Annotated in this window: 22 protein-coding genes; 14 read left to right on the top strand and 8 right to left on the bottom strand. The window is 74.3% G+C overall.

The features are described 5' to 3' along the window. Nucleotides 1–54: 54 nt before the first annotated feature. From ACFVHB_RS31350 to ACFVHB_RS31330, 5 genes are all read right to left on the bottom strand, one after another. A complete protein-coding gene (locus ACFVHB_RS31350; RefSeq protein WP_380328962.1) occupies nt 55–1,605 on the bottom strand; it encodes a sensor histidine kinase in 1,551 nt (516 codons plus the stop codon). After that, nucleotides 1,602–2,375 (bottom strand): response regulator transcription factor, encoded by a 774-nt coding sequence (locus ACFVHB_RS31345; RefSeq protein WP_380328960.1) that lies wholly within the window; start codon nt 2,373–2,375, stop codon nt 1,602–1,604. Before ACFVHB_RS31345 ends, ACFVHB_RS31350 begins: the two co-directional genes overlap by 4 nt. 131 nt (nt 2,376–2,506) lie before the next feature. Beyond that, nucleotides 2,507–3,715, bottom strand: a complete 1,209-nt coding sequence (locus ACFVHB_RS31340) for a S1C family serine protease (protein WP_380328958.1) — start codon at nt 3,713–3,715, stop codon at nt 2,507–2,509. 89 nt (nt 3,716–3,804) lie between these two features. Beyond that, nucleotides 3,805–4,857: a LacI family DNA-binding transcriptional regulator gene (locus tag ACFVHB_RS31335; protein WP_380328956.1), complete on the bottom strand. Its 1,053-nt coding sequence runs from the start codon at nt 4,855–4,857 to the stop codon at nt 3,805–3,807. A 122-nt stretch (nt 4,858–4,979) separates the two neighbouring features. After that, the gene (locus tag ACFVHB_RS31330; RefSeq protein ID WP_380328954.1) at nt 4,980–5,711 is read right to left on the bottom strand and encodes a response regulator transcription factor; all 732 of its coding nucleotides are present in this window, start codon (nt 5,709–5,711) and stop codon (nt 4,980–4,982) included. Between the two features lie 727 nt (nt 5,712–6,438). On the opposite strand from ACFVHB_RS31330, the gene ACFVHB_RS31325 reads away from it, so the two are divergent. From ACFVHB_RS31325 to ACFVHB_RS31295, 7 genes are all read left to right on the top strand, one after another. Next, a complete protein-coding gene (locus ACFVHB_RS31325) occupies nt 6,439–6,732 on the top strand; it encodes a MoaD/ThiS family protein (RefSeq protein ID WP_380328952.1) in 294 nt (97 codons plus the stop codon). A 5-nt stretch (nt 6,733–6,737) separates the two neighbouring features. Then, nucleotides 6,738–8,057: a hypothetical protein gene (locus tag ACFVHB_RS31320; RefSeq protein ID WP_380328950.1), complete on the top strand. Its 1,320-nt coding sequence runs from the start codon at nt 6,738–6,740 to the stop codon at nt 8,055–8,057. Between the two features lie 243 nt (nt 8,058–8,300). Then, nucleotides 8,301–9,020, top strand: coding sequence for a DUF2993 domain-containing protein (locus ACFVHB_RS31315; protein ID WP_380328948.1), 720 nt, complete (start codon nt 8,301–8,303; stop codon nt 9,018–9,020). 223 nt (nt 9,021–9,243) lie between these two features. Beyond that, nucleotides 9,244–9,324, top strand: a complete 81-nt coding sequence (locus ACFVHB_RS31310) for an Ms5788A family Cys-rich leader peptide (protein ID WP_350517234.1) — start codon at nt 9,244–9,246, stop codon at nt 9,322–9,324. Between the two features lie 229 nt (nt 9,325–9,553). Continuing rightward, the gene (locus ACFVHB_RS31305) at nt 9,554–10,387 is read left to right on the top strand and encodes a sulfurtransferase (protein WP_380328946.1); all 834 of its coding nucleotides are present in this window, start codon (nt 9,554–9,556) and stop codon (nt 10,385–10,387) included. A gap of 40 nt (nt 10,388–10,427) precedes the next feature. Next, entirely contained in the window at nt 10,428–10,718 is a 291-nt protein-coding gene (locus tag ACFVHB_RS31300; RefSeq protein WP_093861460.1) for a DUF1416 domain-containing protein, read from the top strand. A gap of 63 nt (nt 10,719–10,781) precedes the next feature. Next, nucleotides 10,782–11,057 (top strand): DUF3099 domain-containing protein, encoded by a 276-nt coding sequence (locus ACFVHB_RS31295; protein WP_380328944.1) that lies wholly within the window; start codon nt 10,782–10,784, stop codon nt 11,055–11,057. Between the two features lie 104 nt (nt 11,058–11,161). On the opposite strand, the gene ACFVHB_RS31290 is transcribed toward ACFVHB_RS31295, so the two are convergent. Next, complete coding sequence (locus ACFVHB_RS31290) at nt 11,162–11,527, bottom strand: DsrE family protein (RefSeq protein WP_380328942.1); 366 nt, start codon at nt 11,525–11,527, stop codon at nt 11,162–11,164. A 284-nt stretch (nt 11,528–11,811) separates the two neighbouring features. Here ACFVHB_RS31290 and ACFVHB_RS31285 point away from each other — a divergent pair, with 284 nt between their 5' ends. The 3 genes from ACFVHB_RS31285 to ACFVHB_RS31275 all read left to right on the top strand — a co-directional run bounded on the left by ACFVHB_RS31285 (nt 11,812) and on the right by ACFVHB_RS31275 (nt 13,987). Beyond that, a complete protein-coding gene (locus ACFVHB_RS31285; RefSeq protein ID WP_380328940.1) occupies nt 11,812–12,396 on the top strand; it encodes an FABP family protein in 585 nt (194 codons plus the stop codon). Between the two features lie 153 nt (nt 12,397–12,549). Continuing rightward, nucleotides 12,550–13,014 carry a Fur family transcriptional regulator gene (locus ACFVHB_RS31280; RefSeq protein ID WP_380328938.1) on the top strand — a complete coding sequence of 155 codons (465 nt, stop codon included), beginning with the start codon at nt 12,550–12,552 and terminating at the stop codon, nt 13,012–13,014. A 10-nt stretch (nt 13,015–13,024) separates the two neighbouring features. Beyond that, nucleotides 13,025–13,987: a YgfZ/GcvT domain-containing protein gene (locus tag ACFVHB_RS31275; RefSeq protein ID WP_380328936.1), complete on the top strand. Its 963-nt coding sequence runs from the start codon at nt 13,025–13,027 to the stop codon at nt 13,985–13,987. A gap of 3 nt (nt 13,988–13,990) precedes the next feature. On the opposite strand, the gene dtd is transcribed toward ACFVHB_RS31275, so the two are convergent. After that, complete coding sequence (gene dtd, locus ACFVHB_RS31270; RefSeq protein WP_380328934.1) at nt 13,991–14,431, bottom strand: D-aminoacyl-tRNA deacylase; 441 nt, start codon at nt 14,429–14,431, stop codon at nt 13,991–13,993. 467 nt (nt 14,432–14,898) lie between these two features. On the opposite strand from dtd, the gene ACFVHB_RS31265 reads away from it, so the two are divergent. The 3 genes from ACFVHB_RS31265 to ACFVHB_RS31255 all read left to right on the top strand — a co-directional run bounded on the left by ACFVHB_RS31265 (nt 14,899) and on the right by ACFVHB_RS31255 (nt 16,903). Further along, entirely contained in the window at nt 14,899–15,522 is a 624-nt protein-coding gene (locus tag ACFVHB_RS31265; protein WP_380328932.1) for an ABC transporter substrate-binding protein, read from the top strand. 78 nt (nt 15,523–15,600) lie between these two features. Beyond that, the gene (locus tag ACFVHB_RS31260; RefSeq protein WP_380328931.1) at nt 15,601–16,560 is read left to right on the top strand and encodes an asparaginase; all 960 of its coding nucleotides are present in this window, start codon (nt 15,601–15,603) and stop codon (nt 16,558–16,560) included. A 127-nt stretch (nt 16,561–16,687) separates the two neighbouring features. After that, on the top strand, nt 16,688–16,903 hold the full coding sequence (locus ACFVHB_RS31255) for a dodecin (protein WP_360188980.1): 216 nt from the start codon (nt 16,688–16,690) through the stop codon (nt 16,901–16,903). Between the two features lie 182 nt (nt 16,904–17,085). Here ACFVHB_RS31255 and ACFVHB_RS31250 read toward each other — a convergent pair whose 3' ends face one another. Next, complete coding sequence (locus tag ACFVHB_RS31250; RefSeq protein ID WP_030244505.1) at nt 17,086–17,577, bottom strand: inorganic diphosphatase; 492 nt, start codon at nt 17,575–17,577, stop codon at nt 17,086–17,088. 76 nt (nt 17,578–17,653) lie between these two features. Here ACFVHB_RS31250 and dacB point away from each other — a divergent pair, with 76 nt between their 5' ends. Continuing rightward, nucleotides 17,654–19,279 carry a D-alanyl-D-alanine carboxypeptidase/D-alanyl-D-alanine-endopeptidase gene (gene dacB / locus ACFVHB_RS31245; RefSeq protein WP_380328929.1) on the top strand — a complete coding sequence of 542 codons (1,626 nt, stop codon included), beginning with the start codon at nt 17,654–17,656 and terminating at the stop codon, nt 19,277–19,279. Nucleotides 19,280–19,338 lie beyond the last annotated feature (59 nt).

The following is a 19,338-nucleotide window of genomic DNA, read 5'->3' as shown; positions in this document are numbered from 1 at the left end:
ATGAGACGGGCGGGGCGCTGTCGGGGCGCCCCGCCCGTTCGTCTTCCCCGCGGCTCAGGCGGGGGTCGGTCCGCCGGGCAGCCGGACGGTGGCCAGGGCGCCCGGCCCGCCGTCCGGGGCCGGGCCGAGCGACACCTCGCCACCGGCCTCCCGCACGCTCTGCGCCACGATCGACAGCCCCAGCCCGGAGCCGGGGAGCTGGCGCGAGGACGGGGAGCGCCAGAACCGGTCGAAGACGTACGGCAGCTCGTCCGCCGGGATGCCCGGCCCGTGGTCGCGGACGGTCAGCACGCCCCGGTCGAGGCGGACCTCGACGGTGCCGCCGGGCGGGCTGTACTTCACCGCGTTGTCGAGCAGGTTGATCACCGCCCGCTCCAGCGCGGCGGCGTCCCCGTGCACGTACCAGGGCGCGACGTCGGTCTCGAAGGCCAGCCCCGGCCCGCGCAGCTTGGCCCGCTCGACGGCCCGGTGGGCGGTCTCGTGCAGGGCGACCACGGCGAGGTTGCGGACCTGCCGGGGCGAGTCCGGGCGGGAGAGCTGCAGCAGGTCGCCGATCAGGACGGTGAGTTCCTGCATCTGCGCCTTCATGTTCCCGAGCAGCTTGGTCCGGGTGCCGGCGGGCAGCGGACGGCCGGTCTCGTCGCTGCGGATCAGCAGGTCGACGTTGGTCCGCAGGGACGTCAGCGGCGTCCGGAGCTCGTGCCCGGCGTCGGCGATCAGCCGGGTCTGCCGCTCCCGGGAGTTGGCGAGCGCGGTGCTCATGGAGTTGAAGGACGTGGAGAGCCGGGCGATCTCGTCGCTGCCGTGGACGGGGATGGTGGTGCCGACCTCCTCGGTGCGGGCGATGTGCTCCACCACGTCGGTGAGCCGGTCGACCGGCTTGAGGGCGGAACGCGCGACGAGGCGGCCGGCGAGCCCGGCGAGGACGATGCCGCCGACGGCGACGCCGCCGAGGATGAGGGCGAGTTGGTTGAGGGACTCCTCGACGGTGCCCACCGGGTCGGCCACCAGGTACGTGTGGACCTTCCCGTCGAACAGGAACGTGGAAACGCGCACGCGCACGTCCTCACCGGTGCTGAACGACCCGTCGCGGTACGTGTAGCGGCCCGGCCGCGCGGGGCCCTGCAAGGCCTTCAGGTCGGTCGGGGCGATCGTGATGGCGTGGGTGGCGCCCGTCGGCAGGCAGGGCTGGCCGTCCGGCGAGACGACCTCGACGGTCCACTTGGGGGCGCCGACCAGGATCCGGCCGCCGCCCGGAGTGCTGGCCGCGCTCGCCGCCGTCGCCGCGGCGAGCGCGGCGTTCGACGTCGGGGCACACCAGTAGTAGTCGCGCAGCCCCTGCTGCGGCTTCCCGCCAGGTGGTCCGTCCTGGACCGGTGAGGGCGGCGCGGTGGCGAGATTGCGGTCCACTTGGTCGTACAGCCGCTGTTCCACGATGAACCAGCACGCCAGGGCCGACAGCGCGATCGCCACCGCGACCGCCGCCGCCGTGAGGAAGGTGAGCCGGCTGCGCAGGGAGCGGGCGCGGTACCAGGTGAGCAGGCGCCGGTGGCGCGGGACGCGGGGCGGGGCCAGCGGGGGAGGCGGCGGGACGGTGTCGTTCACGCCTGGGTGCCGGCGGCCGGGCGGAGGGCGTAACCGACGCCGCGTACGGTCTGGATGAGCCGGGGCATGCCGCCCTGCTCGGTCTTGCGGCGCAGGTACATCACGTAGACGTCCAGGGAGTTGGAGGAGGGCTCGAAGTCGAAGCCCCAGACCGCCTTGAGGATCTGTTCGCGGGTGAGCACCTGGCGGGGGTGGGAGAGGAACATCTCCAGCAGCATGAACTCGGTGCGGGTCAGCTCGACGGGCTTGCCGGCCCGGCTGACCTCCCGGGTGGCGGTGTTCATCCGCAGGTCGGCGAAGGCGAGCACCTCGGTGTCGTCCTCGACGGCCGCGGCCCGCGCGGCGGCCTCGGCGGCGAGGGCGTTGCGGCGGAGCAGGGCGCGGACCCGGGCGAGCAGTTCGTCGAGTTCGAAGGGCTTGGCGAGGTAGTCGTCGGCGCCGACGTCGAGGCCGGTGACCCGGTCGCCGACGGCGTCGCGGGCGGTGAGCATGAGCACCGGGACGGTGTCGCCGCGCGAGCGCATCCGGCGGACGGCGGTGAGGCCGTCCATCCGGGGCATCATGACGTCGAGCAGGACGAGGTCGGGCTTGTCGCGCTCGACGGACTCCAGCGCCTCGTAGCCGTCGGTGGCGGTGGTGACCTCGTAGCCCTCGAAGGCGAGGCTGCTCTCCAGGGCGTCCCGGAGGGCGGGTTCGTCGTCGACCACGAGGAGCCGGGCGGACGGCTGTCCGGGCTCGGCGGGGGTGCGGTCGTCGGCGGACGGGGTCATGGGCGGTTGCCCTTTCTCGGTCGTCGGAGGGCCTGCTCGGTGGGTTCGCTCGATGGGCTGACGCGGTGGGCCTGCTCGATGGGCCCGCGCGGTGGGGCCGCGGGGAGTGTCGGACTGCTCAATTGTCCGGCTCAGAGGTTCCGGCCGGCCTCCAGCTCGGGCAGCACCTGCTTGATGTCGTTGACCGGGATGGCGAAGCCGAGGCCGACGCTGCCGGCCGTGCTGCCGCCGGCGGTGGAGCTGGTGCCGGTGGGCGAGTACATCGCCGAGTTGATGCCGATGACCTGCCCCTTCGCGTTGATCAGCGGGCCGCCGGAGTTGCCGGGGTTGAGCGCGGCGTCGGTCTGGAAGGCCTTGTAGGTGGTGGTCTGGCCGCCGCTCTGCGGGGTGCTGCCGCGCAGGCCGGGCAGGTTGGGGAAGCCGAAGCCGCCGTTGCCGCTGGTGGTGCCCTCGTCGACCTGGACGGTGACCTCGCGGTTCTCGGCGCTGATGATGCCGGAGGTGACGGTGCCGGTGAGGCCCTCGGGGTTGCCGATCGCGACGACCGGGTCGCCGACCGCGACGGTGGAGGAGTCGCCGAGGGTGGCGGGGGTGAGGTTCTTCGCGCCGCTCGCGGTGATCACGGCGACGTCCAGGGCCTTGTCGGTGCCGGTGACGGTGGCCCTGGCGGTGGAGCCGTCCTTGAAGGTGACGGTGACCTGGCCGCCGGCGGCCGCGCCGGAGACCACGTGGTAGTTGGTGAGGATCCGGCCGTTCTTGTCGAGGACCACGCCGGTGCCGGTGGAGGTGCCGTTGGCGGTCCTGACGGTGACCTGGACGACGCTGGGCGAGACGGCGGAGGCGATGGCGGCCACGTCGGCGCTGCCGTCCGAGCGGGCGGAGACCGGGCTGGCGATGGTGGCGGTGCGGCCGGCGGAGCCCTGCTCCCCGGCGGCGACCACGCCACCGGTCACCCCGCCGAGCACGGCGGCGACCGCGGCGACGGCGGTGACCAGGGCGACCCGGCCGCGGAGGAGGCCCCGCCGGGCGCGGCCGCCGTGGGAGGCCGGGCCGCCGGGCTCGGGCGGCCCGGGCGGGGTCGGGGGCGCGGCGGGCGGCGGAGGGGGCGGGGCGACCGGGGGCGTCCCGGCGCCGGGGTACCCGGTGGTGCTGCTGTCGAGGACCGTGCCCGGGATGACCTGGCCGTCGGCCGCGTGCCGCGGGTGCCGGCCGGCGTCGTACGCGTCGTACGGCGCGCCGTACTGCCCGCCGTGAGCGCCGCCGTACGGCGCCCCGTACCGCTCGCCGTACCCGCCGTGCTCGCCGTGGTGCTGCCGTCCGTGACGCTGCTGATCGCTCATGCCGACCAACGTCCGTCCGCCGGATGAGAATCCGATGAGAGCCGGCTCAGAACGCTCCGAGAAGCCCGTTGACTTCTCATAAAGCCTGGTCAGGCCCCGGACGGCGCCCCGTCCGGGTGACAGCCGCAGGAACGGCGGATGACCAGGCGGGACGGGAACTTGCGGACCCGTTCGGTGTCCGAGCCGGGCACCATCAGCGAGTCGTCCAGCACCAGGTCCACCGCGGCGCGGGCCATCGCGTCCCGGTCGGAGGCGACGGTGGTCAGCGGCGGGTCGGCGAGGGCGGCCTCGGGGACGTCGTCGAAGCCCGCCACCGCGAGGTCCTCCGGGACCCGCAGGCCGAGCTCGCGGGCGGCCCGCAGCACGCCGATCGCCTGGTCGTCGGTGGAACAGAAGATCGCCGAGGGCCGCCGCTCCGAGCGCAGCACGCCGAGGGCGACGTCGTAGGCGCCGTAGCGGTGGAAGGGCGCGTCGATCAGGTACGGCTCGGTGGGCAGGCCGTGCGCGTCCATCGCGCGCTGCCAGCCCTCGACGTGGTCGATGACCGGGTCGCCGGGCGCGGGGGAGTCGACCGGGCCGCCGAAGCAGGCCACGTACGGGTGTCCGTGCTCCTCCAGCAGGTGGCGGACGACGGCCTCGGCGCCGCCCACGTCGTCGGTGACCACCGCGACGTCGTCGATCGCCTCGGGCCGGCGGTGCAGCAGCACCACCTTCGCCCCCTCCATCGCGGCGAACTCCTCGGCGGCCCGCTGCGAGGGGCCCTGGCTGACCAGGATCAGGCCGGAGACCCGCATGCCGAGGAAGGCGCGGACGTAGTGCACCTCGCGGTCGTCCACGTAGTCGGAGTTGCCGATCAGCACGAGCTTGCCGCGCTCGGAGGCGGCTCGTTCCACGGCGTGCGCCATCTCGGCGAAGAACGGCTGGCGGGCGTCGGGGACGACCATGCCGATCAGGTTGGTGCGGCGGGAGGCCATCGCCTGGGCGACGCTGTTCGGCCGGTAGCCGAGCTGCTCGATCGCCGCGAGCACCTTCTCCTTGGTGGCGGGCGCGACCGGGCGCGGCCCGTTGTTGATGACGTAGCTGACGACCGCGGTCGAGGTCCCAGCCAGTCGGGCTACATCGTCGCGCGTCACTTTGGCCACGAGGGGAGTCTACGCGGGTGGCGTCCGCCGGGGCAGTGGGAGCTCGGCCGGTGGGCGGAATGCCCGGGACACCGCCGGGCGAATCAGGACAGGCCGGGCGGGCGCACCCGCCCGGCCGTCGGTCAGGCCTCCGCCGGGGCCGAGGAACGCTGCGTGAGCTCCGGCCGCTCGCCCTTGTCCGGCTTCTCCGGGACGACGAAGCGGTAGCCCACGTTGCGCACGGTGCCGATCAGCCCCTCGTGCTCCACGCCGAGCTTGGCGCGCAGCCGCCGGACGTGGACGTCGACCGTCCGGGTGCCGCCGAAGTAGTCGTAGCCCCAGACCTCCTGCAGCAGCTGCGCCCGGGTGAAGACCCGGCCGGGGTGCTGGGCGAGGTACTTGAGCAGCTCGAACTCCTTGAAGGTGAGGTCGAGCACCCGGCCCTTGAGCTTGGCGGAGTAGGTGGCCTCGTCGACCGAGAGGTCGCCGTTGCGGATCTCCATCGGGCTGTCGTCGGTGGTCACCTGGAGGCGGCCGAGGGCCAGCCGCAGCCGGGCCTCGACCTCGGCGGGGCCGGCGGTGTCCAGCAGCACGTCGTCGATCCCCCAGTCGGCGGTGACGGCGGCCAGGCCGCCCTCGGTGACCACCAGGATCAGCGGACAGCCGGTGCCGGTGGAGCGCAGCAGCTGGCAGAGGCTGCGGATCTGCGGCAGGTCGCGGCGGCCGTCGACCAGGATGACGTCGGCGCTGGGGGTGTCGACGAGGGCGGAGCCCTCGGCGGGGGCCACCCGGACGTTGTGCAGCAGCAGGCCGAGGGCGGGCAGCACCTCCGCTGAGGGCTGCAGTGCGTTGGTGAGGAGGAGCAGAGAACTCATACCCGGTTAGTCCCCTTTCCGGGTCGTCGCGGTCGCGTTGCGGCTGCCGCCACAGCCGGATGGCGCTCGTTCGAGCGGGTGCCGCGCGCCGTGCGACCCGGGAAGGGCGGTGGCGGGCGGCGGGAGGGAGGGGGAACGCGAGGACGCCGGGTGCCCACCGGAGGACTCGCCGGCGTGCACGGCGCGACGGCCCGCGCGCCCGGGGTCCCGCAACCCCGGGAGCACCGCTTCTGCCCTGCTCATCCCGCGAACCTTCCGGTCTGTCCGGAACCGGGCGGCGGCCCGGCGCCGGTTTCCGTACACCCCGGCCGGGCCCGGGCACGTCGTTGTGCCGCGAATGGCGGGGCGGTCCCTGCGGCGCGCCGGGGGTGGACCGACGAATCGCAAGGACGTCCGTACTGGCGTCCTGAAAGCACAAAAGGATCCGGGGGCGACTCTGCCCGGATCCCTCAGGGGACGAGAATAGCCGACCGGCCCCCGCGCCGGGAGGGCTCGAAGGGCGGGGTTCGGCCGATCCGGGCGGATCCGGGGTGAGCCTGGCCACAGCTTCGCCGGGCGCCGGCAGCGGCCAGGCCAGGGCGATTGCCGGTCGCGGCGACGGACACGCCATCATGGGACGCACATCGGCGGCACCGTGCGCGTACACCTTTCGGGTGGTGCGCGGCCGCTCCGGTGACGACCCGACCGGGGTACCGGGCCCGGGCGAGGACGACGAGAAGGGGTTGCCATGAGTGCGACCACGGAGCCGGCGGGCGCCGCCCGGGTGAGCGGGACGATCCGCTACTGGGCGGCGGCGAAGTCGGAGGCCGGGCTGGCCGAGGAGCCGTACCGGGCGGCGACCCTGGCGGAGGCGCTGGCCGCGGCCAGGGAGCGGCACGCCGACCGGCCGAAGCTCGTCCGGCTGCTCGGGCACTGCTCCTACCTGGTGGACGGCTCGCCGGTCGGCGGCCGTGACCACGCGACCGTGGCCCTCACCGAGGGCGGGACGGTCGAGGTGCTCCCGCCGTTCGCGGGAGGGTGAGCGGCGTGACGGATCCGAACCACGTGAACGACCCCGCCGGCTGGCCGCGGCAGGCGCAGCCTCCGCACCCGTACGCGCAGCAGCCGCCGCACCCGTACGACCCGCAGCACCCGTACGACCCGCAGGCTCCGCAGCACCCTCGTGCGCAGCAGGCGTACGCGCCGGAGCCGTATGCGCAGCAGGGGCACGCGGCGCAGCCGCACGCCCCCGGACCGGATTACGCGCCCGGGCCCGATCAGTTCGGGCAGCAGCAGTACGCCCCGCAGCACCCGTACGCGCAGCAGTCGCCGCACGGCGCGCCGCTCGTGGACGAGGGCGCGACGACGCTGCTGCCGCCCGTCCCGGCGGTGGACGACGCGGCGGCGACCACGCTGCTGCCGCCGGTGGTCGTGTCGGGCGCGCTGCCGACCGCCGCCCCCGGCCACCCCCAGGCGCCGGCTCCCGCGCCGGCCGCGGCTCCCGCCCCCGGGCCGGTCCTCGACCCGCCGACCATGACGCTCAAGCGTCCGGTCGCGCCCGCCGCGCCGTACGCCGCGGTCCCCGCGCAGCCCGCCCCGGCGGGCCCGCCCGGGCCCGCCGCGGCCGCGCCGGCCGGGCCGCCGGTGCGCACGCCCCGGACCGGCTCGCCGATCATCGACCCGGGCCTGCAGCCCGCCCTGATCACCGCCGGCGCCGCCGCGCTGCTGGCCGGTGGCGCGGCGCTCGGACAGGTCGCGCTGGCCCTGGTGGTGGCGCTGCTCCAGGGCCTGACGGCGGCCGGCTGGTTCCGGCTGAACGGCATGTGGCCGGCCCGCCAGGGCATCGCGCTGGCGGCGCTGGCCGGGTTCACGGCCGACGCGGCGGTGCTGCTGGCCGACACCGACGGCGGCGCGGCCGCCGTGGTCGGCGCGCTCGGCGGCTTCTTCCTGCTGGTCCTGGTGCTCCAGACGTTCCGGCCCTCGGACCCGAAGGAGCGGTTCTACGCGTTGACCGTGCTCGGCTCGGCGACCGTGATGACGGTGCTCTGCACCGCGCTGCTGCTGGCCGACTGGGTGCCGGCGGCGGTCGGCGCGGTCGCGCTGGCCACGGTGCTGGCCGCCGCGCCGCTGCCCGGCCCGAAGCAGCTGGGCCCGGTGCTCGGTCTGGTCGCGGCCGTGGTGTTCGGCCTGGTGGTGGGCGCTCCGCTCGCGCTGGGCGCGCTCGCGGGCCTCGGCGCGCTGGTCGGCCGCCGGGTGGCGGCGTACGACTTCCCCTCCCGTTTCGTGCACATGACGGCGGGCGTGGCGCTGCCGCTGGCGGTGGCCTCGCCGCTGGTCTGGATCGCCACCCGCCTGCTGGTCGGCTGAGCTCCGGCACCTCCACCGCGACGTCCCGCCCCGGAACCAAGCTCCGGGGCGGGGCGTCGTACCGTTCTGCGGGCGGCCGTCCCGGCTCGGCACGGCCGGCACGATCAGCACGACGGACACGGCCGGCACGACGGACACGACCGGCACGGCCGGCACGACGGACACGACCGGCACGACCGGCACGGCGGACACGACCGGCACGACCAGCAGGACGACAGCGACAGGCGACGACGGGGGAGAGCGATGCGCGGTTGGCTGAAGGCGACGATCGGGCTGACGGTGCTGTGCGGCCTGCTCGTGGGCGCCGACCGGATCGCCGTCGGGGTGGCCGAGGACGAGGCCGCCGACCAGATGGTGAAGAGCGGCCGGATGAGCAAGCGCCCCGACGTGTCGATCGAAGGCTTCCCGTTCCTCACCCAGGCGCTCTCGATGAAGCTGGACGACGTCCGGATCTCGGCGGACGGGCTGACCGTGGGCGACGGCAACCGTCAGGTGGCGCTGCACTCCTTCAAGGCCAAGCTGTCCGGGGTCGAGGTGAGCGACAGCATGCGGAGCGCCACCGTGGACGACGGCACCGGCACCGGCCTGATCACGTACGCGGACCTGGCCCAGCTGCTGCCCCCGGCCTCCCAGCTGGTGCCGAGCGCGGGCAAGCTGCCGATGATCGGCCCCAGCACCCGGCTGAGCCTCTCCTACGGCGGCCCGGGCAAGATCAAGGCCTCGCTGGGCCCGCTCCCGATCGGCGAGGGCTCGGTGCACAGCCAGGGCAACACCGTCACGGCGGACGGCTTCAAGCTCAGCGGCATGGCCGGGATGCTGGCCGGCCTGACCAACCAGCAGGTGGAGCCGGTGAGCTTCACCCTCTCGGCGATGCCGGCCGGCCTCAAGCTGGCGTCGGTGGCGCCGCAGGAGGACGGCCTCCAGCTGACCTTCGACGGCAAGGACGTCAAGATCATCGGCTGACCGCAGCCCCTCCCGCCGTTCCGCTCCGCGAGACGCGCTGTCCAGCGCCGGCCGCGGAGCGGCGGTGTTCCCGCCCCGTCGCCACCCCGGTGCGAAGCCCCGGACGGCCCCTGGCCGGCTCCCGCCTTCCATGGGATCGTCAAATCTCAACATTCGATTCATCTGGTCTCACCATTCGACACGCTGATGACAGCGGGCGTCCGGTGTCCCTAGCATCGTCGGCATGAAGCGACAGACGGACCTCACGAAGCGGCGGGCGGTAGACCTGTGCCGCGTGGCCGCCTGTCTGTGTCGAATGCGCTAACTCGGCATCCTGGCAGGGCAGTTGTAGCCCGCCGCCGATTCCCCCGGCGACCTGGCCCGACCTCCGGGCCGGCCGTCGCCGCTGCCCCCCGCAGACCACCGCCCGGCCGTACCGCGCGCCCCTTCTCGTCCCAGTATTCGGACAGGAATTCGGACCGGCCGCCGGGAGACCCGCAGCATCCCGTAGCAGCAGCACCTTCCGCCAACCGCCCCCGGATGGAGAACACACCATGAGCCGCAGCGACGTCCTGGTCGACGCCGACTGGGTCCAGGCCCACCTGGACGACCCGAAGGTCGTCATCGTCGAGGTCGACGAGGACACGTCCGCCTACGACAAGAACCACATCCGCAACGCGGTCCGGATCGACTGGAAGAAGGACCTCCAGGACCCGGTCCGCCGCGACTTCATCGACCAGGCCGGCTTCGAGGCGCTGCTCAGCGCCAAGGGCATCGCCAACGACGACACCGTCGTCCTCTACGGCGGCAACAACAACTGGTTCGCGTCGTACGCCTACTGGTACTTCAAGCTGTACGGCCACGGCGACGTCCGCCTGCTCGACGGCGGCCGCAAGAAGTGGGAGCTGGACTCCCGCGACCTGGTCTCCGAGGTGCCGGCCCGCGCCGCGACCGAGTACAAGGCGCAGGCCGCCGACTCCTCGATCCGCGCCTTCCGCGACGACGTGATCGCCGCCATCGGCAACCTGAACCTGGTCGACGTGCGCTCGCCCGACGAGTTCTCCGGCAAGCTGCTCGCCCCGGCCCACCTCCCGCAGGAGCAGTCGCAGCGCCCCGGCCACGTGCCGAGCGCCCGCAACATCCCGTGGGCCAAGAACGCCAACGACGACGGCACCTTCAAGAGCGACGACGAGCTGAAGGCCCTGTACGAGGCCGAGGGCATCGACCTGGCGAAGGACACCATCGCCTACTGCCGGATCGGCGAGCGCTCCGCGCTCACCTGGTTCGTGCTGCACGAGCTGCTCGGCCAGGAGAACGTCAAGAACTACGACGGTTCGTGGACCGAGTACGGCAGCCTCGTGGGCGTGCCGATCGAGCTCGGCAACTGAGCCACCGGCTCGACCCGTAAGTCAGAAGGGAAGACAAGACATGTGCGGTGCGAAGGCCGGCGGCCCGGACCTGGCAGGAGTTGACGTGGCGAACGAGACGATCATCCAGGGTTCCGTGACCCGAGACGGCGAGCCGGTCAACGGCTACGTCCGGCTGCTCGACGAGGGCGGCGAGTTCACGGCCGAGGTGCCCACCTCGGCGACCGGCCAGTTCCGGTTCTTCGCCCGCCCGGGCAAGTGGACGCTGCGCGCGCTCGTCCCGGGCCAGACCGTGGACCGCCAGGTGGTCGCCTCCCAGGGCAACCTGACCGAGGTCGCGATCGCCGTCTGATCCACGCGGTGACCCGCCCGAGGGCCCCTGCCGAGCAGGGGCCCTCGGGCATACCGTTGAACCGTGCAGGCACGCCGGCGACACCGCTACTACTTCGCCATGATGGCCGTCTGCCTCGGGCTGTTCGTGCTGGCCTGGGGCGTGGTGCGGTTCTGGTCCGTCCCGGCCGCGATCGGCATGTGCCTGGTCGCGATGGTCATCCCCCCGGCCGCCGCGGTCTTCGCCAACCGGCGCGACCCGGAGGACGACTGGTGGAACGACCCGCGCTGGGACGACCCGAAGTGGGACGAGCCGGGCCACGACCGGGACCGCCCCGACCACGAACCGCGCGACGGGTGACGCGCCACCGCTGGGGCGCGCCGCTCACGCGAGACCGCTGACGCGCGACCGGTGGCCGCGGCGGTGGCGGTGGCGCGTGGCGCATCGCGGCCAGTGCGCCGCGGCTAGTAGACGAGCGCCTGCACGCCGTCGGCCGTGATCTCGCTGACGAAGACCTGCGCGCCCGCGATCCGGACACCCTCGACGGTGTCCTGCTGCTCGATCCCGCGCCGCGCCGCGCACTGGGTGCAGAGCGTGACGGTGCCGGCCGCCAGGATCGACTCCAGCAGGTCCGGCAGCGGCGCCGCGTGCGGCAGCTCGAACTCCGCCGCCCGCCCGGGCAGGGCGAACCAGGACGACTCCCCGGTCAGCCAGAGCGAGACCTCGATCCCGCTGGCGACGGCGACCGCGGCCACCGTGAAGGCCTGCGAGCAGCGCTCCGGCGCGTCCGCCCCGGCGGTGACCTTGATGACGAGCTTCTTCGACGACATGACCGTCACCCTAAGTCCCGCCGCAACCGCGACGTGGTGGGGCTCACCGCGACCCCCGGGCACCCGGCGGATAGAGTGAGCGCCAGCAAAATCCACCACACTGTCGCCGCCCTGGGAGCCCCCCGTGTCCGGTCTGGAAATGTTCTTCGACGGTCTGCTGGCCCTCATGGCCGTGCTGATCACCTGGTTCGCCATCTTCTCGGTGATGAAGCTGTACCAGGGCCAGCGCTGAGCGGTTGCCGTACGGTTGAAGCAGTCCCACACCGACGACAGCGACCAGGAACATGATCGAGATCCCCTCTGACCTCCACAAGGACGTCGTCCCGCTCGCCTTCCTCCTCGGTACCTGGGAGGGCGCGGGCGTCTATGACTTCCCCGGCACGGAGAAGTGCAACTTCGGCCAGGAGATCGTCATCCGGCACGACGGCCGGCCCTTCCTGGAGTTCCGCTCCCGCACCTGGGTGCTGAACAACGAGGGTGAGAAGGTCCGTCCGCTGGAGAACGAGCACGCGTTCTGGCGGATCACCAGCAACCACGACGGCACCAGCGGCGTCCGCGGGATCGAGATCTCCTCCATCCGTGACGACGGCACCGTGGAGATCTGGTACGGCGAGCTCGCCGACGGCAAGCCGCAGATCGACGTCTCCACGGACGCCGTGGCCCGGATCGAGGGCTCGCCGGAGTACTCGGGCGGCAAGCGCCTCTACGGCTTCGTCAACGAGGAGCTGCTCTGGGTCGGCGAGAAGGCCGCCCCGAACGTCCCGCTGCGCCCGTACATGTCGGCGCAGCTGAAGAAGGTGCTCAGCCCGGCGCAGCTGATCAAGGACATCAACGACCTGCCGGACGACGGCATCGCGTTCTTCCGCTGAGCACACCGCGGCCGGGCACACCGCCGCTGGGCACACCGCGGCCGGGCACCCCGCCGCTGAGCACACTGCGCACCACCTGAGGTAGGGACCGGCCGCCGGCCGGTCCCTACACTTGCCTCAGGACCCGACCTTGACCTTGGCAGGGACAACACCGTGGCGGACACCGACAGCACCGGCCTCCGGCTCTCCGGCGACTGGAAGGCCGACCTGCGCGAGCGCGGCTACCGGCTGACGCCGCAGCGCCAGCTCGTCCTGGAGGCGGTCGACGAGCTCGGCCACGCGACCCCGGACGAGATCCTCGGCCACGTCCGGCGGACCGCCAGCGGCATCAACATCTCCACCGTCTACCGGACCCTGGAGCTGCTGGAGGAGCTCGGCCTGGTGTCGCACGCGCACCTCGGCCACGGCGCCCCGACGTACCACGTGGCGGGCCGGCACCACCACCTGCACCTGGTCTGCCGGGACTGCGGGGCGGTCACCGAGACCGAGACCGAGGTCGCCCGGCCGCTGATCGAGAGCCTGCGCGAGCGGCACGGCTTCGACACCGACCTGGAGCACTTCGCCATCTTCGGCCGCTGCGCCGACTGCACCGCCAAGCGCGCGGAGGGCCGGTCGTAAGCTGGCCGGTATGAAGAGCCCGCTGCTTGCGCTGCCCGGTGCCGTCCCCGCCGAGGGAACCGACGAGGGCGTGGCCGCCCACTACGGCGACATCTTCCGTGAGCAACGGAGCCTCGCTCGCGGCACCGGCTTCGTGGACCTCTCGCACCGCGGCGTGATCACCGTCACCGGCGAGGACCGGCTGACCTGGCTGCACCTGCTGCTCACCCAGCACGTCAGCGCACTGCCGCCGCAGCAGGCCACCGAGGCGCTGGTGCTCTCCCCGCACGGGCACGTGGAGCACGCGCTCTACCTGGTCGACGACGGCACCACCACCTGGGCGCACGTCGAGCCGGGCACGCAGCGGGCGCTGGTCGGCTACCTGGAGAGCATGAAGTTCTTCTACCGGGTGGAGGTCGCCGACGCGACCGCCGACTACGCGGTGGTGCACCTGCCGGCCGGCTCCACCGCCCCGGTGGACGGCGCCGCGGCGGTGCGCGAGCTGCCGTACGGGCGGGACCTCTTCCTGCCGCGCGCCGAGCTGGCGACGCTGACCGGGGCCTACGGCCCGGCGGCCGGGATCTGGGCCTACGAGGCGCTGCGGATCGAGGCGCACCGGCCCCGGCTCGGCTTCGAGACCGACCACCGGACCATCCCGCACGAGGTGGACTGGCTGGCCACCGCCGTGCACCTGCAGAAGGGCTGCTACCGCGGCCAGGAGACGGTCGCCCGGGTGCACAACCTGGGCCGCCCGCCGCGCCGCCTGGTCTTCCTGCACCTGGACGGCACCGAGGAGGTGCTGCCCCCGCACGGCACGGAGGTGCGGCTCGCCTCGGACCCGGACGGCCGGGCGCTGGGCGTCGTGACGTCCTCGGCGCGCCACCACGAGCTGGGGCCGATCGCGCTGGCCGTGGTCAAGCGGAACGTCCCGGTGGACGCGGTGCTGCTGGCCGGCACGGTGCCGGGGACGCAGGACGTGATCGTCCCGCAGTAGCGGTCAGACCTCGACGAGCACCGTGAACGGACCGTCGTTCACCAGCGCCACCTGCATGTCGGCGCCGAACCGGCCGGTCTCGACCTTGGCGCCGAGCGCGCGCAGCTGGGCGACCACCTCGTCCACCAGCGGCTCGGCGACCGGGCCGGGGGCGGCGGCGTTCCAGGTGGGGCGGCGGCCCTTGCGGGCGTCCCCGTAGAGGGTGAACTGACTGATCACCAGCAGCGGGGCGGCCAGGTCGGAGCAGGACTGCTCGACGCCGTCCCGGTCGGGCGGCAGCAGCCGCAGGGTCCAGAGCTTGCGGGCCAGCTGGGCCGCCTTGGCGGGGGTGTCGTCGTGCGTGACGCCGACCAGGACGCAGAGCCCGGGCCCCTCGATCGCGCCGACGGTCTCTCCGGCCACCGTCACCCTGGCCTCGGCCACTCGCTGCACCACTGCTCGCATGCGGCCATTGTGCCGGAGCGGCCGGGTGCGTCCGCACTCCCGCTGGGGGCGCTCGCTGGACTGGCGTGCGCCGGGTAGCGCGCGCTTGCGCACCCTTTGGCGCCGCGCTTCCTGCGGAAAGCCCCGGTCATATCAGCCACCCCCGTTCGCCAGGGGGCCGTTCGGGTGCACGGGCGGTGCGGCGGCGGCGGGCGGAGTGGCACGCTGGGGGACCGTACAAGGGGTCCGGGGCGCCGAGTCCGCCGCGCCGGGCCCGGTTCGGCCTGTCGATCGAATCGACAGGTCAGGCGTTCTGGTGGTGTCGCCCCGACGGGTGGCACCGCCCGGGGGCGGGAACCTTCGGGGGCGTCCCGACGTGCCATCGGACGGGTGCGCGCGACGGCCCGCCCCGGGGGACGGGCCGGACCGGCGGCAGGCGACGGGGTGCCGCGAGCGGGCGGGATCGGACGACGGCAGGTGGTTGGTGGATGGACGCGAGCAGCGCGGCACAGGACCGGTCGGGACGGACACCCGAGGGCGCGGGTGCGGCGGGGGGAGCCCCCGGCCGGGCGGAGGGCCCGGCGGGCGAACCCGATCTGGGGCGGCTCGGTCTGGCGCAGCTGCGGACCCTGCGCCGCGAGACCCTGGAGCAGGAGGCCGACCTCTCGTACCTGCGGCGGCTGCTGCACGGGCGGATGGACATCCTCCGGGCCGAGCTGGACCGCCGGCCGGGCACCGCGGTCCGGGCGGCGGCGGGGGGCGACGGCCCGCTGGGCGGCGCCCTGCTGGACCGGCTGCCGGCCATCCTCACCGACGCGCCGTCCTCGGTGCGGCGCTCCGCCCGGCACGTCACGCTGGGGCCGCCGCGCGGCCGGGAGTCCCGGCTGGAGGCGGACGAGCTGATGGGGGACGTCGAGCTGGCGGACCTCGCCGCGCACCCGGAGGAGGAGCTGCTGGCCGCGCTGGACCGGCTGCGGGCGCACGAGCGCGAGGTGTCCGGCCGCCGGCAGCGGCTGTTGCGGACGGCGGACGGCTGCAGTGCCGAAATCACCCGCAGGTACCGTGATGGGGAAGCGCGGGTCGACGACCTGCTCGCGGGCGGCCCGCTCTGACCGGGTGGGAGGCCCCGGGGGCGGGCGCCGGGCCCGGGCTCGCCCCCGGCCCACCCTCACCCCGGAAGGCTTCCCGCCATGTCCAACTCCGCCGCCCTGCCCGTCCTCGCGGAGGTCATACGCTCGGGTTTCACCGAGGGCCGGCACCACGGCTCGCTGGTGCTGCTCGCCGCCGACGGCTCGGTCGAGTTCGCGCTGGGCACCCCTGACGCGCCGGTGTTCCCGCGGTCGTGCGCCAAGCCGTTCCAGGCCGTGGCCACGCTGCGGGCGGGGCTGGCGATCGAGGGCGAGCTGCTGGCGCTGGCGGCGTCCAGCCACTCCGCGGAAACGTTTCACCGCGACGGCGTGCGGCGGATCCTGGCCGGTGCCGGGCTGGACGAGTCCGCCCTGCGGACCCCGGCCGACCTGCCGCTGGACGAGACCGAGGCCGAGCTCCACCTGAAGTCCGGCGGCGAGCGCGCGCCGATCATGATGGACTGCTCCGGCAAGCACGCCGGCTGGCTGGCCGCCTGCGTCGCCAACGGCTGGCCGACCGAGGACTACCTCGACCCGGCCCACCCCGTCCAGCTGCTGGCCCGTGAGGCCCTCCAGGAGGCCACCGGCGAGTCGGTGGCGCACGCCGGGGTGGACGGCTGCGGCGCGCCGCTGCTGGCGGTCAGCCTGACCGGCCTGGCCCGCGGCTACCGCGCGCTGGTGCTGGCCGGGGAGGGCACCCCGCAGCGCCGGGTGGCCGACGCGATGCGCGCCCACCCCGAGTACGTGGCCGGCACCCGCCGGGCCGACACCTGGCTGATGCGGGCGGTGCCGGGCGCGCTGTCCAAGATGGGCGCCGAGGCGGTGCAGGTGGTGGCGCTGGCGGACGGCCGGGCGCTCGCCTTCAAGATCGACGACGGGGCCGAGCGGGCCCGCGGCCCGGTCCTGGCGGCCGCGCTGCGCCGGCTCGGGGTGCAGACGGCGGACGACACCATGGCGCGGATCGGCGCCTCGCCGCTGCTCGGCGGCGGCGCCCCGGTCGGCGAGGTCCGCGCGGCGTTCTGAGGCGTGCCCCGGGCGGCCTTCCGAGGCGCGTCCCGGGCGCTCCCTGTCCGGCGGCGGCCGGGGTGCGGGGCGGCCGCCGCCGGTGCACGGTGGACCGGGGGCCGTCGCACAGCTGAGGGAGTCCGTCATGAGCGAGCACGTGTACCGGGTGACCGAGATCGTCGGGTCCTCGACCGAGTCGGTCGACGCGGCGATCCGCAACGGGGTCGAGCGGGCGGCCCGGACGCTGCGCAACCTCGACTGGTTCGAGGTGACGCAGGTCCGGGGCCACCTCGCGGACGGCCGGATCCAGCACTTCCAGGTCGGCCTGAAGATCGGCTTCCGGCTGGACGACCAGGACTGATCCGAGCGGGACCGGACCGCGCGGGACTGATCCGAGCGGCACCGGACCGCGCGGGACCGGAGCCGGGCCCCGGGCCCGGACACGGCGGAGGCCGGGGCTCGCGGACGACTCCGCGGACCCCGGCCTCCGACTGCCTCGACCTACCTCGAACTGCCCTGGGCGAACGAGATCGGCACGACGGCTCAGTGACCGCCCTGCTCCGCCAGGCGCTTGATCGACGCGGTCACCTCGGCCTCGGCCTCGGCGCGGCCGACCCAGTTGGCGCCCTCGACCGACTTGCCCGGCTCCAGGTCCTTGTAGACCTCGAAGAAGTGCTGGATCTCCAGGCGGTCGAACTCCGACACGTGGTGGATGTCCCGCAGGTGCTCCCAGCGCGGGTCGGTCGCCGGGACGCAGAGCAGCTTGTCGTCGCCGCCGGCCTCGTCCGTCATCTGGAACATGCCGATGGCACGGCACTTGATGAGGCAGCCCGGGAAGGTGGGCTCGTCCAGGATGACCAGCGCGTCCAGCGGGTCGCCGTCCTCGCCGAGCGTGCCCTCGACGTAGCCGTAGTCGGCCGGGTAGCGGGTCGAGGTGAAGAGCATCCGGTCGAGCCGCAGACGGCCGGTCTCGTGGTCGACCTCGTACTTGTTACGAGAGCCCTTCGGGATTTCGATAAGGACGTCGAACTCCAACGGTTCCTCCAAGGTAGGGACTGACAGAATCCAAGTGTCTCCTACGGGAGTGAGTGCTCAGGAAAGGGGCCGGTCGGTGGGTGCAGGGGTCGGGGCGGGGAACCGTCGCAGGGGGACGGCGGCCGGACTGTTCGGGGCGGCACTACTGGTCGCCGGCACGGTCCTCGGCTCGGGAACCGGCGCGTACGCGCAGCCGTCCCCGACGCCCGGCGGACGCACCGCCCCCGGCCAGGGCGAGAACGAGGACCAGGACGGCAAGCACGGCGACAACGGGAACGGCAACGGCAAGGGCAGGGGGCGCTCCGGCGGCACCGAGACGCCGCGCCCGGGCGGCACCGGGGCCACCGGCGGTCCGGCCGCCACCACGGGCCCCGGCACCGCCACCGGCAGCCCCGGCGCGCCGGCCGGGGCCCGCCCGGCACCCGCCGCCGGCGCGGTGCTGGCCTCCGCCGGGGCCGGCCCGGCCGCCGGGACGCCGACCGCCCAGGGGCTCCAGCAGGCGCTCGCCTCCGCGCTGGGCGACAAGAACCTGGGCACCGTCAGCTACGCCGTCGCGGACGCCGCCGACGGCCGGCTGCTGTACGGCTCGGGGGAGAACAACCCCGCCACGCCCGCCTCCACCACCAAGCTGGCGACCTCGGTCGCCGCCCTCTCGCTGGTCCCCGGCGACACCCGGCTCACCACCCGGGTCGTCAAGGGTGCGAACCCGGGCGACATCACCCTCGTGGGTGGCGGCGACCCCACCCTCACCGCCCTGCCCGCCGACCAGGTGCAGGTCGGCGGCGTGCCCGCCGACCCCGACACCGCCCCCGCCTCGCTGGACGCGCTGGCCCGGCAGACCGCCGCGGCGCTCAAGGCCGCCGGCACCACCGCGGTCAAGCTCGACTACGACCTCTCGCTGTACTCCGGCAACCCGCAGCACAAGAACCACGACGCCACCAACATCGCGCTGGTCGTCCCGCTGATGGTCGACGAGGGCAAGGCCGACCCGAAGAGCAAGGAGGACGCGCCCGCCCGCGTCGCCGACCCGGCCGGGGCGGCCGCCGAGGCCTTCGCCACGCTGCTGAAGGCCCAGGGCATCACCGTCGAGGGCAAGGCCAGGCAGGCGACCGCCCCGGCCGCCGCCGGCGCGCCCGTCCTCGGCAAGGTGGACTCGCCGACCGTCGCCCGCCTGGTCGAGCGGCTGCTGACCACCTCCGACAACACCCTCGCCGAGGCGGTCGCCCGCCAGGCCGCCGTCGCCGCCCACCAGCCGGCCAGCTTCGAGGGCGCCGCCACCGCCGTGAAGCAGGAACTCGCCCGGCTCGGCGTGCCGATGGCCGGCGTGGTGCTGAACGACGGCAGCGGGCTGAACCCCGACAACGCGATCGCGCCGGCCGTCCTGGTCCACCTGCTCGCCCTGGCCGCCTCCGACCAGCACCCGACGCTGCGCCCGGTGCTCACCGGCCTGCCGATCGCGGGCTTCACGGGCACCCTCGGCAAGCGCTTCGGCGCCGGCTCGGGCGCGGCCGACGCGGCCGGCCTGGTCCGCGCCAAGACCGGCACCCTCAGCGGCGTCAACACCCTGGCCGGCACCGTCGTGGACAGCGAGGGCCGGCTGCTCTCCTTCGCGGTGATGACCAAGACCTCCGCCCCCGCCGACACCGCCCGGGCCGCCATGGACCGCGTCGTAGCCCGTCTCGCGGCCTGCGGCTGTCACTGACGCCGCGTCGGCCGCGGCCGGCGGAACGATCCGGTCCGGGGCCCGGCCGGACCGCCCGG

This window comes from Kitasatospora sp. NPDC127111, from assembly GCF_042677465.1.
In the GTDB taxonomy this organism is placed as follows: Bacteria; Actinomycetota; Actinomycetes; order Streptomycetales; family Streptomycetaceae; genus Kitasatospora.
Note: the sequence above shows the minus strand (reverse complement) of the source record. Positions and strands in the feature narration are given on the sequence as shown.